14 protein-coding genes are annotated in these 12699 nt (G+C 63.2%); 5 read left to right on the top strand and 9 right to left on the bottom strand.

Going from position 1 to position 12699, the window contains the following annotated elements; all coding sequences use genetic code 11:
- Positions 1 to 125 precede the first annotated feature (125 nt).
- From AA309_RS00970 to efp, 5 genes are all read right to left on the bottom strand, one after another.
- Entirely contained in the window at positions 126 to 1061 is a 936-nt protein-coding gene (locus tag AA309_RS00970) for a Gfo/Idh/MocA family protein (RefSeq protein WP_047187116.1), read from the bottom strand.
- Positions 1062 to 1108: 47 nt separating this feature from the next.
- Entirely contained in the window at positions 1109 to 1801 is a 693-nt protein-coding gene (locus AA309_RS00965) for an RlmE family RNA methyltransferase (RefSeq protein WP_047187115.1), read from the bottom strand.
- A complete protein-coding gene (locus AA309_RS00960) occupies positions 1798 to 2913 on the bottom strand; it encodes a Ppx/GppA phosphatase family protein (protein ID WP_425286842.1) in 1116 nt (371 codons plus the stop codon). The genes AA309_RS00965 and AA309_RS00960 overlap by 4 nt, the downstream gene beginning before the upstream one ends.
- 121 nt (positions 2914 to 3034) lie before the next feature.
- On the bottom strand, positions 3035 to 4219 hold the full coding sequence (locus tag AA309_RS00955; RefSeq protein WP_047187114.1) for an aminotransferase: 1185 nt from the start codon (positions 4217 to 4219) through the stop codon (positions 3035 to 3037).
- 240 nt (positions 4220 to 4459) lie between these two features.
- Positions 4460 to 5026 carry an elongation factor P gene (gene efp / locus AA309_RS00950; RefSeq protein ID WP_047187113.1) on the bottom strand — a complete coding sequence of 189 codons (567 nt, stop codon included), beginning with the start codon at positions 5024 to 5026 and terminating at the stop codon, positions 4460 to 4462.
- A 153-nt stretch (positions 5027 to 5179) separates the two neighbouring features.
- Between efp and epmA the strand changes: the two genes are divergently transcribed.
- From epmA to AA309_RS00935, 3 genes are all read left to right on the top strand, one after another.
- A complete protein-coding gene (gene epmA, locus AA309_RS00945; RefSeq protein WP_047187233.1) occupies positions 5180 to 6232 on the top strand; it encodes an EF-P lysine aminoacylase EpmA in 1053 nt (350 codons plus the stop codon).
- Positions 6229 to 7269 (top strand): lysine-2,3-aminomutase-like protein, encoded by a 1041-nt coding sequence (locus AA309_RS00940; RefSeq protein ID WP_047187112.1) that lies wholly within the window; start codon positions 6229 to 6231, stop codon positions 7267 to 7269. The genes epmA and AA309_RS00940 overlap by 4 nt, the downstream gene beginning before the upstream one ends.
- Before the next feature lie 89 nt (positions 7270 to 7358).
- Positions 7359 to 7727 carry a hypothetical protein gene (locus tag AA309_RS00935; RefSeq protein WP_047187111.1) on the top strand — a complete coding sequence of 123 codons (369 nt, stop codon included), beginning with the start codon at positions 7359 to 7361 and terminating at the stop codon, positions 7725 to 7727.
- 15 nt (positions 7728 to 7742) lie between these two features.
- Here the strand turns inward: AA309_RS00935 and arfB are convergent, their stop codons facing one another.
- Positions 7743 to 8165, bottom strand: a complete 423-nt coding sequence (arfB, locus tag AA309_RS00930) for an alternative ribosome rescue aminoacyl-tRNA hydrolase ArfB (RefSeq protein WP_047187110.1) — start codon at positions 8163 to 8165, stop codon at positions 7743 to 7745.
- A 155-nt stretch (positions 8166 to 8320) separates the two neighbouring features.
- Between arfB and AA309_RS00925 the strand changes: the two genes are divergently transcribed.
- The gene (locus tag AA309_RS00925) at positions 8321 to 9247 is read left to right on the top strand and encodes an AEC family transporter (RefSeq protein ID WP_047187109.1); all 927 of its coding nucleotides are present in this window, start codon (positions 8321 to 8323) and stop codon (positions 9245 to 9247) included.
- A 107-nt stretch (positions 9248 to 9354) separates the two neighbouring features.
- Positions 9355 to 9600, top strand: coding sequence for a hypothetical protein (locus AA309_RS00920; protein WP_047187108.1), 246 nt, complete (start codon positions 9355 to 9357; stop codon positions 9598 to 9600).
- Here the strand turns inward: AA309_RS00920 and dprA are convergent, their stop codons facing one another.
- The 3 genes from dprA to AA309_RS00905 are packed head-to-tail and all read right to left on the bottom strand — an operon-like array spanning position 9601 to position 12698.
- Positions 9601 to 10788, bottom strand: a complete 1188-nt coding sequence (dprA, locus tag AA309_RS00915; protein ID WP_047187107.1) for a DNA-processing protein DprA — start codon at positions 10786 to 10788, stop codon at positions 9601 to 9603.
- 4 nt (positions 10789 to 10792) lie between these two features.
- Complete coding sequence (gene plsY, locus AA309_RS00910) at positions 10793 to 11395, bottom strand: glycerol-3-phosphate 1-O-acyltransferase PlsY (protein ID WP_047187106.1); 603 nt, start codon at positions 11393 to 11395, stop codon at positions 10793 to 10795.
- A gap of 10 nt (positions 11396 to 11405) precedes the next feature.
- Positions 11406 to 12698, bottom strand: coding sequence for a dihydroorotase (locus tag AA309_RS00905; protein WP_047187105.1), 1293 nt, complete (start codon positions 12696 to 12698; stop codon positions 11406 to 11408).
- Between the last annotated feature and the right edge of the window lies 1 nt (position 12699).

The following is a 12699-nucleotide window of genomic DNA, read 5'->3' as shown; positions in this document are numbered from 1 at the left end:
ACGTCTTTGCAACCGTCGAGCCACAAAGGCGTGGATCACCGGCACAAGGCCGGTGATGACGGGCGGAGCGAGAAAGCAGAACGATCCCGGATCTTCGCTGCGCCTCGTCCGGGATGACGCTGGGATTACTCCTCGAACGCCTCCACCTGCACACGCTTGCCGACCATGAAGGCATCCGCCACAAGGCGGAACGGGGCGTCGTCGACCTCGGAGCGGCCGATGGTGAGGAGCGCGTCGAACCGGCGGTAGATGCCTTGGTACTCGGCGGGCTCCTCCTTCACCACGAGGCGTCCGTCGATTTCGAGGCAAGAGCCGCCGTGCGCGAGCTTGAGGGCAAAGCCTGCCTCGGTCTCCACCTCGATGTCCCAGCTCTGCGGACCCGTCTGACGCCAGTCGAAGACGGCCTGGAGGTTGCCGTCCGTGTGACCGGTTTGGAACTGCAGGGTGGCTGCAATCGGCGCATCCCTATTCGCGGGGAACTCCAGATTGGCCGCCTTGATGAAGACAGGCTCCGGCATGATGCGCGTGACGATGGAGAGCGCATTGATGCCTGGATCGAACACTCCGAAGCCGCCAGCCGCCCAGATCCACTGCTGGCCTGGATGCCAATGGCGCACGTCTTCCTTCCAGGTCACCTGAAGGCGCTTGATCGACCAGCCGGCGAGCGCCTTCTTCGCCTCCTCGACGGCCTTGTTGTATTGCGAATGCCAAGTAGTGAAGAGCGTTTTGCCCACTTTGTGCGCAAGCTGGCGCAGGTCCTCCAACTCGCTCAACGTGGCTGCAGGTGGCTTTTCCAGAAGCACGCTCTTTCCGGCCAGCAGCGCCTCGCGAGCAATATGATGGCGCACCTGCGGCGGCGTGCAGATCGCCACCGCTTCGACATCCTTGAGCCCCAGGAGATCGCGGTAATCCTGGAAGCTGTATCTTGCGTCTTCTGGTGCGATGCCACGCTGGCTCGAGACCGCCAGAAGCTCGAAATTGGAATTGGCCCGGATCACCGGCAGGTGCTGATCCTGCGCTATCTTGCCGAGGCCGATAATACCGATCTTGTGCGGGGTCATGGGCGTGGTCTTTCAATGGTGCAAAGGCCACGCCGCGCGCGTGGCACTTAAGATGTCCGGTCTGTCGCACCCCGAAAACCGGTCGCCAGCACATAGAGTTCCGCTGAGTCGGCCCGGCTTGCCGCAGGCTTCACATGGCGCACCACGGCGAAGTCGCGCTTGAGATCGTTGAGAAGCTGGTTCTCCGTGCCGCCCTGGAACACCTTGGCGACGAAAACGCCGCCCGGGGCCAAGATCTCGCGGGCGAAGTAGATCGCCGCTTCCGCGAGGCCGATGATGCGTAAGTGGTCGGTCTTCTTGTGGCCGGTCGTGTTGGCCGCCATGTCGGACATCACCACATCTGCGGGCCCGCCGAGCATCTCGATGAGCTTGCCTGGGGCGCTCTCGTCCAAGAAGTCGAGCTGGATGAACTCCACGCCCGCCATGGGATCGATGGGGAGAAGATCGATGCCGACGACCTTGCCTTTCGGCCCCACCTTCTTGGCCGCGATCTGAGACCAGCCGCCAGGGGCGGCGCCCAGGTCCACGATACGCTGGCCGGGCTTGAGGATGTGGTATTTCTCGTCGATCTCGAGCAGTTTGAAGGCCGCGCGGGAGCGATAGCCTTCGCGCTTGGCCCGGGCCACGTAAGGATCGTTGAGCTGGCGCTCAAGCCATTTCTGTGAAGAGAGGGACCGCTTGTTGGCCGTTTTCACGCGCTGCTTGAGGTTGCGGACGCCCGAGCCGGACTTGGTGCTCACCGTTGGCTTCCCTCCCGCCACACGCTGTCCTCTCTCATCATGTTCATCAGAATTCCTTCGCGCAGACCCCGGTCCGCGATACGCAGGCGATCCGAGGGGAAAGCCCGGCGGATCGCTTCGAGAATGGCGCAGCCGGCCAGGACCAGATCGGCCCGTTCCTTGCCGATGCACGGATTTTCCGCCCGCTGCTGAAAATTGGAATGCAGCAGGCGATGCATCACTGTCGAGATCTCACCGTTGCGCATCCACATCCCATCGACCCTGCGGCGGTCGTAGCGGGCCAGACCCAAGTGAATGCCGCCGACCGTGGTCACGGTTCCCGAGGTGCCGAGCAGATGGAAATGGTTCGCTCTGCCAGCCTCAGCCGCCATAAGGGCGAAATCCATGAGGAGTTCGGACACTTCTTCGACCATGCCCTGGAAGCTCTCGGGCGTCACATTCACGCCGCCATGGCGCTCGGCCAGGGTCACGACGCCCACGGGCAGTGAATCCCAGGCGCGGATGCGCTTGCAGGGATCGGCGAAGGCGTGCGGAGCCTGGCCGTCGAGCCAGGCGATCTCCGTGGAGCCGCCGCCGATATCGAACACGATCACGGATTGGGCTTTAGGGTCCGCGAGCGCCGCGCAGCCTGTCACCGCCAGATAGGCTTCCGTCTTGCGGTCGACGATTTCAAGGTCGAGGTCGAGATCGCTGCGCACACGCTCGATGAAGGAGGGTCCGTTCTTGGCCAGCCGACAGGCTTCGGTTGCGACGAGCCGTGCGCGGATCACATCCTTGGCGATCATCTTGTCGCGGCATACGCGAAGCGCATCGATTGTGCGTTCGATGGCATCGTCGCTCAGGGAATTGCCGAGACCGAGACCTTCACCGAGGCGAACGATCCGCGAGAACGCATCGGTGACGCGAAAGCCGTGATGCGCAGGCTCCGCGATCAGAAGCCGGCAATTGTTGGTGCCGAGATCGAGCGCCGCGTAGCTCCGCGTTGCGCGGCGCTTCACGTCCTTTCGCGGCAATGTATCGGTATTTCCGGAAAGCCAAGACGAGCCGCCCCCGGCCCCAGGGGATGGGTCCGCGCGTCGATCTCTCACTTCGGTCGTCGCATCGGCTTTCACGGTCAAAACTTAAATCCTTGGGCATTCTCGCAGAATGCCGGTGTTACGTTTAGAGTAACAACCGCTCCCTGCTTCTGCCAAGGGTTGCAGCGCAGATTATGAGGATAGCCCTACAGAAGCATTAGAGCGTCACGCCCTTCAGCCTCTCTGTGAGCATCGCCAGAACATCGGCGCCCACATTGGCGACAGCCACGCGCAGATGCCCTTCCTGACCAGGGCCGAAATAGCTGCCGGGCAAGCACAAAACACCACGCCCAGTCGCCAATTTCTCGGCGACAGCCTGTGCCTTTGCCCCCGCGAAAGGATGTCGCAGATAGGCGAAATAGGCGCCGATCGACTCGATACGCCACTCAGGGAGCGGCGCCAGCGCCGCTTGAAAAACCTGTGCACGCCGGTTGATCTCGGCGCGGTTCTCCTCCCGCCAGTCGCGGAGGGCCTCGATGGCCCAGGGTAGAACAGCTTGAGCGGTGCGTGGCGCACAGATCTGAATACAGTCGAGAATCTTCGCGATCTGCTCGATGAGACCCGCATCCGCCGTGATGGCTCCCATGCGATGCCCCGGAATCGCATAGGATTTCGAGAAGGAGTAGAGCTGAATCACGTTCTTGCGCCACTCTTCGCCCGTAAAAAGTCCGTGCGCGCGGTTCATGCCCTGCGGCAGGAAGTCCCGGTAAGTCTCGTCGATCACGAGGTAAATGCCGCGTTTACGGCACAGATCCGCAAAACCTTCGATGACATGAGCCGGATAGACCGCGCCGGTCGGGTTGTTCGGCGTCACGAGAACGATGGCGCGCACCTTCTCGTCGATCAGCGTCGCCGCATCCTCGATGCGCGGCACGAATCCATTCTCCGACCGGCACGGCAGCGGGCGCGGCTCGATGCCCAGCATGTCGAGGGTCATCTGGTGATTGAAATACCAGGGGGTCGACAGCAGCACCGCCTCGCCGCGATGGGCGAGCAACATCATGGCGGCGAAGAAGGCCATGTTGCATCCGGCGGTGATCGCCGTGTCGGCGGCCTCGATCCGGCCTTCGTAGAGGCGCGACATCTCCTCCGCATAGGACTGCCGCAAAGTGGCATCGCCGCTGATGGGACCGTACTGGGAGGTCGTGGCCTCACCCGCCACGGAAGCGAGACGCTCCAGGAAACTCGCATGCGGAGCATTGCCCGGAACGGCCTGGGAGAGATTGATCAGCGGCCCATAAGCTCCGTCATAGCGCTTGGTCCAGCTCTGCGCCTCCGGGATCGGAGGGCTGCCGACATCAGCGACGAGGGGATTGATGGGGTTGACGGGGCCGCTGCTCATGAGACGATTCTGCTCCGGATAAGGAAAAGGCAGGGAATGCGGTGAGCCTCCACCGAAATTCCCTGCCCATCAAGGGGTGTTCGCATCCCTGCGGCACTTGAGAGACTCGACCTATCCTGAGGAGCAGCCGGCGGCTGCGTCTCGAAGGCGGGTCCAGAGAGCGCTGGAGATCCCCTCATCCTCCAAGACGGCCTGAAGGCCTCCTCAGGATGAGGGCTGGTGCGTACTATTCAGAGGACCTTAGTCCTTCGCGCGCTCCACGTAAGAGCCGTCCTCAGTCATGATCACGACGCGCGTGCCGGCCGTGATGTGCGGGGGCACCAAGGTGCGCACTCCATTGGAGAGCATGGCGGGCTTGTAGGAGGAGGAGGCCGTCTGGCCCTTCACCACCGGCTCGGTCTCGGTGATCTCCAGGGTGACGCGGGCAGGCAGCTCGATGGCGATCGGAACGCCGTTGTGGGTCGAGAGCATCACGGCCATGCCTTCCTGCAGGTAGGCCTTCTGGTCACCGATGATGTCTTCCGGAACCGCGACCTGCTCGTAGGTCTCGGGGTTCATGAAGTGGAAGCCCTCGCCATCCTCGTAGAGGAAGGTGTGCTCGCGGTCTTCCACGAAGGCGCGCTCGACCTGCTCGGTCGTGCGGTAGCGCTCGGAGACCTTCACGCCGTCCGAGATGCGGCGCATGTCGAGCTGGGTGACCGGTGTGCCCTTGCCGGGGTGGATATTCTGGGCTGTGAGCACGACATAGAGCTTGCCGTCGATGTCGACGACATTGCCTTTGCGGAGCGTAGAGGCGATGACCTTCACGGGAAGCGTTCCTTGTGACAGATAGGACGCGTCGCGAGGGCCAGGCAGCCCAGCCCCGGCGACGCCGAAATTCGGTTTCGCTGCCGCAACTAGCCTATCTTGGCGCAAATCGCCAGTCTCACCTGTCAGGAAGCTTTTGGAATGGAAAACACCATGCCCGCCCCCTCGCCCTGGTGGACGCCGCATGTCCATGCCGACCGGCGGCCTTTTCTGCTAGGCCGCAACCGGATCCAAGCGGCTTTCCGGAGCTTCTTCGCGGGACATGACTTCGTGGAGGTGGATACCGCCACGCTCCAGACTTCCCCCGGCAACGAGGCGCACCTGCACGCCTTTACCACCGAGGCGATTGGTCTCGGCGGGACGCGGACTCCGCTTTACCTTCACACCTCCCCGGAATTCGCCTGCAAGAAGCTCTTGGCCGCGGGCGAAACCCGGATTGCCTGCTTTGCCCACGTCTACCGCAACAGGGAGCGCGGCCCCCTGCACCACCCGGAATTCACGATGCTCGAATGGTACCGGGTTGGGGAAAGCTACGAGACCCTGATGAAGGACTGCGCCGCTCTGCTGGCGCTTGCCGCCGAGACGGCAGGTACGAAGACCCTCACCTATCGCGACCGGCAGACCGATCCCTTCCAGGAGCCGGAGCGCCTGAGCGTGGCGGAGGCCTTTCAGCGCTTCGCAGGCATTGATCTTCTCGCCGCCATCGACCGGAGCGGCGAAACGGACCGGGATCATCTGGCCGAGAGCCTTCGCCAAGCCGGCATGCGGGTGGCTGAGGACGACACCTGGTCCGACCTATTCAGCCGCGTCATCGTGGAACGGGTCGAGCCGCGTCTCGGCCTCGGGCGTGCCACGATCCTCGACGAATACCCGGTGGCCGAGGCAGCGCTCGCCCGGCCAACGGCCCGCGATCCGCGAGTGGCCGAGCGGTTCGAGCTCTATGCCTGCGGCGTGGAGCTGGCGAACGCCTTCGGCGAGTTGACCGACGCTCAGGAACAACGCCGCCGGTTCGGGGCGGAAATGGCGGAAAAGATGCGTGTTTATGGAGAAAGCTATCCCCTGGACGAGGATTTTCTGGCAGCGCTCGCGCGCATGCCCGAGGCCAGCGGCATTGCGTTGGGCTTCGACCGCCTCGTCATGCTCGCCACAGGGGCATCGCGCATCGATCAGGTGATCTGGGCTCCCGTGCCGGAGACAGGCCATTGAGCACGCTTCGTACCCCGAGGGAGCTCGTCGACAACGGGCTGATCGCCCCTGAGGGCTTGGCTGGAATCGAGCGCGTCGCCGGGCGCTATGCCATCGCGATCAGCCCCGCTATGGCTGATCTCATCGACAAGGCCGATCCCAGCGATCCGATTGCTCTGCAATTCGTGCCCCAAACGGCCGAATTGGCGACCACGCCCCAGGAACGCGAGGACCCTATCGGCGATCTGGCGCATTCGCCGGTCGAGGGTATCGTGCATCGCTATCCCGACCGGGTGCTGCTGAAGGCCGTGCATGTCTGCCCGGTCTATTGCCGCTTCTGTTTCCGCCGCGAGATGGTGGGACCCCAGGGCCTCGGCACGCTCACACCTGATGCCCTCGACAGGGCCTTTGCCTATATCGCCGAGCATTCGGAGATCTGGGAGGTGATCCTCACCGGAGGCGATCCGTTGGTGCTCTCTCCCCGCCGCCTCTCCGAGCTGATGCAGCGCCTTGCCGTCATCGATCACGTGAAGATCGTCCGCTTCCATACGCGCGTTCCCGTGGTGGAGCCGGAGCGGATCGACGGGTCGCTGATCGCCGCTCTGAAGGCGAGCGGCAAGACCACTTACGTGGCCCTCCACGCCAACCATCCGCGCGAGCTGACTCCTGTGGCGCGTAAAGCATGCGCGCGGCTTGTGGATTCAGGGATCGTGATGCTTGGCCAATCGGTGCTGCTGAAGGGCATCAACGATGATCCGGAGACGCTGGCCGCCCTCATGCGCGCCTTGGTCGAAACGCGCATCAAACCCTATTACCTGCACCACCCGGACCTCGCCCCCGGAACGAGCCATTTCCGCGTGTCTCTTGAGGAAGGTCGCACGCTCGTAGCGGGTCTGCGGGGACGCATCTCGGGGCTTTGCCAGCCGACCTATGTGCTCGACATTCCGGGAGGCTATGGCAAAGCAGTCATCGCTCCTGACACAGTCAGTGAGCGAGGCGGCTGCTATACGATTTCGGACTTCCGTGGCGGCGAACACACCTACCCGCCTGAGGCTTAGGGGCCGCCCAAAAGAGTTCACGAGCCTCACACAAACTATGCCTTAATCCAGCGTCAGAGTGCTGTCTCTGGCGAGAGGCAGGCTTAGGCATGGCCAGTGACCCGTTAGAAGTCTCGAAGGCGGATGAGCGGGAGCTCATCGAAGCCACGTTCCGGAACGGCTCGATTACCGCCATTGGTGTCGTTGTCGGCTTCTCGTTGGGCTTTTTCAGCCGCTGGTCCGCACTGCCTGGAGAATGGACCCCCTCGGACCTCGTTTCCGTCATCCTGATCACATTAGGGCTGGCCCTGCAGATCAAGTCCCTGGCGGATCTGCTGCTGGTCTCCTCTTTGCAGCTCAAGCGCTACAATCGTTCCATCTGGATCTTCATGACGGGCCTGATCCTCGTCGGCTCAGGCGTCATTCTTGCGATCTTTGCCGACCTGCTTGGTTTTCGCGGCATCGTCCTGCAGGGCTGAGGGCAGAATCCGATCTTAGTCGAAGCCGGGCTTCGCGCTGCGTCCCTTCTTGATCTCCGAGCGCCGGCCCTTCGCCTCCAGCCTGCGCTTCTTCGAGGCGAGCGTCGGGCGCGTCGGCCTACGGGGCTTCGGACGCTCGGTGGCCTGACGGATCAGCTCGATGAGCCGGGTCACTGCATCCTCGCGATTGCGCTCCTGCGTGCGGAAGCGTTGCGCCGTGATGATGAGCACGCCCTCGTTCGTCAGCCGCTTGCCTGCAATCCGCTCCAGCCGCGCCTTCACATCCTCCGGCAGAGACGGCGAGTTGCGCACGTCGAAGCGCAGCTGAACGGCGGACTCCACCTTGTTGACATTTTGTCCGCCAGGCCCCGAGGCGCGAATGAAGCTCTCCTGAAGCTCCGTTTCATCGAGCGCGATGCTGTTCGTCACTTGGATCATGGGGCCTCGGGCAGGACGGGAAAGATTAAGTGGAGCGTGAGCGCTCCATGTCCATGCGAGCATATCCGGCGCTTGTCGACCTTGGCGAGAAGCCTTAAGCGGCTTGTACCCTTCCTTTTGCCGGGTTTGAAGCCGGCCCATCAAGCGCACCTCGCATGTCCGCCGTCTTCGCCAGCCTTATCCCGACCTTCTTGATCATCGCGACCGGTTGGCTGTGTCGCACCACGAACTTCGTGAGCGAGCAGCAATGGACCGGACTTGAGCGAGCGACTTACGTGCTCTTCTTTCCGGCATTGATCATCGACACACTCGCCCGCGCGGATCTCGCATCCGTGCCGGTTCTCGGCGTCGGAGGTGCGCTCGTCGGATCCATCCTGCTCATGGCAGGTCTCATGCTGGCGCTCAGGCCCCTGCTTGTGCGCTATGCCGGGATCGACGGCCCGAGCTTCACCTCGATCTTTCAAGGAGCGACGCGCTGGAACACTTTCGTTGCCCTTGCCGTGGCGGGAAGCCTCTTCGGGCAGCGCGGCATCGCCCTGATCGCAGTGGCCATTGCAGCCATGGTGCCGCTTCTGAACCTGCTCGCCTTCTACGTATTCATCCGCTTTGCAGGCAGGCCGCGGCAGAGCCCGAAGGAAATCCTGCGTTCCTTCGGGACCAATCCCTTCATCTGGTCCTGTGCCATTGGTCTGGTGCTCAACCTGATCGTTCCGCCTCTTCCTAAGCCGATCTCCGCCTATATCGAGCTCATGGGGCGCGCCGCCCTTGCAGCAGGTCTCCTGATCGTAGGAGCGGGCCTCGATATCCGCCGCCTCGCCAGGCCCGGATTGCCTCATGTGCTGACGGCCGGGCTCAAGCTCTTCCTGATGCCCGTCATGGCCATGCTCTTTGCGAGCTTTGCGGGCGTGAGCGGCGACGACCTGATCGTCACGATCATTGCGTCCTCCGTCCCCTCGGCCGCTGCGGCTTACGTGCTGGCGCGCCAGATGGGCGGCAATGCGTCTCTCATGGCCGAGATTCTCACCCTCCAGACGCTGCTCGCTCTGGGCTCCATGCCACTCCTGATCACCCTTTTGGGTTGATGGTCTTGCGGGAATTTACAACCTAAGGTTAGCCAATCTGCTCTTGTTTTATTTTTGGTTGCACTGCTAATTAGTCTCTATTGAAACAGAGACACAGCTTCATCTTCATGTCCAAAGCCCCGCGCCGCGTGCTCTCCGCTCTATCGCCCAACGACCAGGAGGTTGCCGATCAGGCTTCCAACTCGGACAAAAAAGGCATGAGCGCGACCGAGGCAGCGCAATATATCGCTGAGTTTACGGCGGAGCTGTCCTATCTCGCCCGGCAGACGAGGCTCGATCTCTTGGCCTACCTTCTCGATATGGCCCGTCTCGAGGCGGCGCGCGTTCTGCAGGCCAAACAACGCAAGCGCTGATCAGCGCCCTGAGATCAAGGACACGGCATTACCACCGTGGCGCTCCAGTCGCCCAGCGATCTCAAGTTCGAGCAGGGTCATCTGCACGGCGCGGATCGACAGGCCGGACTGGCGCACCAGATCGTTTATCGCGATCGGGGATGGCCCAAGAAGCTCAATCAGGCCAGACGCGGAATCCATCCGCTCGTCATCGATGCCTGCACTCGGCAGAACAGAGCCCAAGGGCGCTCGGGGAACCTCCGGCAGGTCCAGCTCGTCCCACAGCTCCTCGGTGCCTAACAGGTGCTGAGGTTCCTCCGCTCCCGTGTCGAGGCGAGGACCAGAGGCAATCAGCGGCTCCAGCACGCTTGTCACATGCTCCAAGCCTGCACAGAGCGTTGCGCCCTCGCGAATGAGATCGTTCGTACCCTCGGCCCGAGGATCGAGCGGCGAGCCTGGAACGGCAAAGACCTCCCGCCCCTGCTCCAGAGCAAAGCGCGCGGTGATCAGCGAGCCGGAGCGGCGCGCAGCCTCCACGACAACGACACCATAGGACAGACCGGAGACGATGCGGTTGCGGCGCGGAAAATCGCGCCCACGCGGCTCCCAGCCCATGGGCATTTCGGAGATCACGGCCCCGCCCTGCTCGACGATGGTGCGCAGCAGGGGTTCGTTCTCGGAGGGGTAGACCTTGTCGTGGCCGCCTGCGAGAACAGCGATTGTGCCTGTCTCCAGCGTGGCCTTGTGGGCACGGGTATCGATGCCTCGGGCAAGCCCCGAAACCACCACATAACCTGCCTCGCCCAGCTGACGCGACAGGCGCTCGGTGAAGGTAAGTCCAGCTGCGGAAGCATTGCGGGAGCCGACCATGGCGATGGCAGGCCGTGCCAGCACCTCCGTGGAGCCGCGCACCGCGATCAGCGGCGGCGCGGTGTCAATGGCCTGCAGGGTCTTCGGGTAGTCCGGCTCGCCCATGGCGATGAAGCGCACGCCGAGGCGCGCAGCGGCGGCCATTTCCTTCTCGGCCTCCGCGCGGCTCGTGACCTTGAGCATCAGGCGACCACCACGGCGAGCGAGATCGGGCAAGGCCTCAAGGGCCGCAGACGCACCGCCGAACTGGTTGATGAGAGCGCGGAACGTGCGCGGTCCCACATTCTCCGAACGAATCAGCCGGAGCCAGTCGAGACGCTGCTCGTCCGTCAGGTTCACTGCCTTAGCCCTTCTGGCCGATCTTGCCTTCGGTTCCGGCAAGCAGGCGGCTGATATTGGCACTGTGCTTCCACCAGAGCAGCGCCACGAGGATCACAACCATGGCAGCCATCTCCGGCTCACCCAGGAGCCACAGGACCACCGGTGTCGCGGCGCTGGCGATCAGGGCCGAGAGAGACGAGTAGCGGGTGGCGAAGGCGCTGCCGAGCCAAATGGCGGCAAAAATCAGCGCAGCAATCCACTTCAGGCCGATCAGCACGCCGATGAAGGTGGCAACACCTTTGCCGCCCTTGAACTTGAGCCAGATCGGGAAGAGATGGCCGAGGAAGGCGCCGAGTGCGGCGAGTATCGCGAACTGATCGCCCCAGCGGGCCGCGATGAGGACGGCAGCGGTCCCTTTGAGCGCATCGCCCAGAAGGGTCGCAGCGGCGAGTCCCTTGCGACCGGTGCGCAAAACGTTGGTCGCGCCGATATTGCCGGAGCCGACATTACGAATGTCGCCCAAGCCCGCCATGCGGGTGAAGATCACGCCGAAGGGGATGGAGCCCAGGAGATAGCCGAAGGCCAGGGCTCCGAGCAGATAGAGCAGGTTCATTTCTTCAGGCATTCGCTTCTCGTCACATCGAACGGCGGTCGAACACGATCCTGCCCGCAACCATCGTGATCGTCACCTGTCCTTCCAGACGGGCTTCATCGAAAGGTGTGTTCTTGGACAGGGATTTCAGCTGGCGCTTGTCGAGCACGTAAGGCGCATCTGGATCGAACAGAACCAGGTCGGCAGGCGCGCCGATTTTCAGCCGCCCGGCCGGCAACCCCAGGATTTCCGCGGGTTTCATGGACAGGGCGCGCAGGAGCTTCGGCAGTGAAACGCGGTCCGAATGAACGAGACGCATAGCTGCCGAGAGCAGCGTTTCGAGCCCAACCGCCCCGTCAGCGGCCTCCGCGAAGGGCAGCCGCTTGTTCTCCACATCCTGTGGATTGTGATCCGAAACGATCACGTCGACGGTCCCGTCATTCAGTGCCTCGATCATCGCCTGCCGGTCGTCCTCGTGCCGCAACGGTGGCGAGAGCTTCAGGAATGTGCGGTAATCGCCGATGTCGTTCTCGTTGAGCGACAAGTGATTGATGGAGACGCCGCAGGTGACCGGAAGCCCCTTGGCCTTTGCGCTCCGCACGATCTCCGCCGAATCGGCGCAGGAGATCATGGCAGCGTGGTAGCGCCCGCCCGTCAGACGCACGAGGCGCATGTCGCGCTCCAGCATGATCGTCTCGGCCTCGCGCGGAATGCCGGAAAGCCCGAGGCGCGAGGCGAACTCACCTTCATTCATCACGCCCTGACCGACGAGGTCAGGGTCTTCCACGTGATGGACGATCAGCGCATCGAAATCGCGGGCATAGGTGAGCGTACGGCGCATCACCTGCGCATTGGTGACGGAGCGCACGCCATCGGTGAAGGCAATCGCGCCAGCCTCCTTCAGCCGCCCGATCTCAGCCATCTCCTCGCCCTTCAGCCCCTTGGTGAGAGCGGCAGCGGGAAGGATGTTGACAATGGAGGTGTCGCGTGCCCGGCGCACGATGAAGTCGATGACCGCCGGATCGTCGAGAACCGGGCTCGTATCCGGCATGGAGACGACAGTCGTCACGCCGCCGGCGGCCGCCGCCTCACCGGCGCTTTTCAGCGTCTCGCGATAGGGCCCGCCGGGCTCGCCGATGAAGGCGCGCATGTCGATGAGGCCAGGAGCGAGCACCTGCCCGCCGCAATCGATGATGTCTGCATCGACGGCCTGCGTCAGCTGCGGGCCGAGATCCTGGATCACGCCGTCGCGGACCAGAAGGCCGCCCTTGTCCTCGCGCCCCGTATCGGGATCGACGAGGCGTGCGTTCTTGAAGAGAAGAGGTTTCGTGCTCATC

The organism is Microvirga vignae (assembly GCF_001017175.1).
Taxonomy (GTDB): Bacteria; Pseudomonadota; Alphaproteobacteria; order Rhizobiales; family Beijerinckiaceae; genus Microvirga; species Microvirga vignae.
The sequence above is the reverse complement of the archived record's forward strand: the minus strand, read 5'-3'. Positions and strand labels throughout refer to the sequence as shown.

Coding starts and splice junctions, on each gene's coding strand:
- epmA (WP_047187233.1), top strand. CDS start 5,180: ATGCCCGCCCCCTCGCCCTGGTGGACGCCGCATGTCCATGCCGACCGG.
- AA309_RS00955 (WP_047187114.1), bottom strand. CDS start 4,219: ATGAGCAGCGGCCCCGTCAACCCCATCAATCCCCTCGTCGCTGATGTC.
- plsY (WP_047187106.1), bottom strand. CDS start 11,395: ATGCCTGAAGAAATGAACCTGCTCTATCTGCTCGGAGCCCTGGCCTTC.
- AA309_RS00920 (WP_047187108.1), top strand. CDS start 9,355: ATGTCCAAAGCCCCGCGCCGCGTGCTCTCCGCTCTATCGCCCAACGAC.
- AA309_RS00905 (WP_047187105.1), bottom strand. CDS start 12,698: ATGAGCACGAAACCTCTTCTCTTCAAGAACGCACGCCTCGTCGATCCC.
- arfB (WP_047187110.1), bottom strand. CDS start 8,165: ATGATCCAAGTGACGAACAGCATCGCGCTCGATGAAACGGAGCTTCAG.
- AA309_RS00925 (WP_047187109.1), top strand. CDS start 8,321: ATGTCCGCCGTCTTCGCCAGCCTTATCCCGACCTTCTTGATCATCGCG.
- AA309_RS00935 (WP_047187111.1), top strand. CDS start 7,359: ATGGCCAGTGACCCGTTAGAAGTCTCGAAGGCGGATGAGCGGGAGCTC.
- AA309_RS00970 (WP_047187116.1), bottom strand. CDS start 1,061: ATGACCCCGCACAAGATCGGTATTATCGGCCTCGGCAAGATAGCGCAG.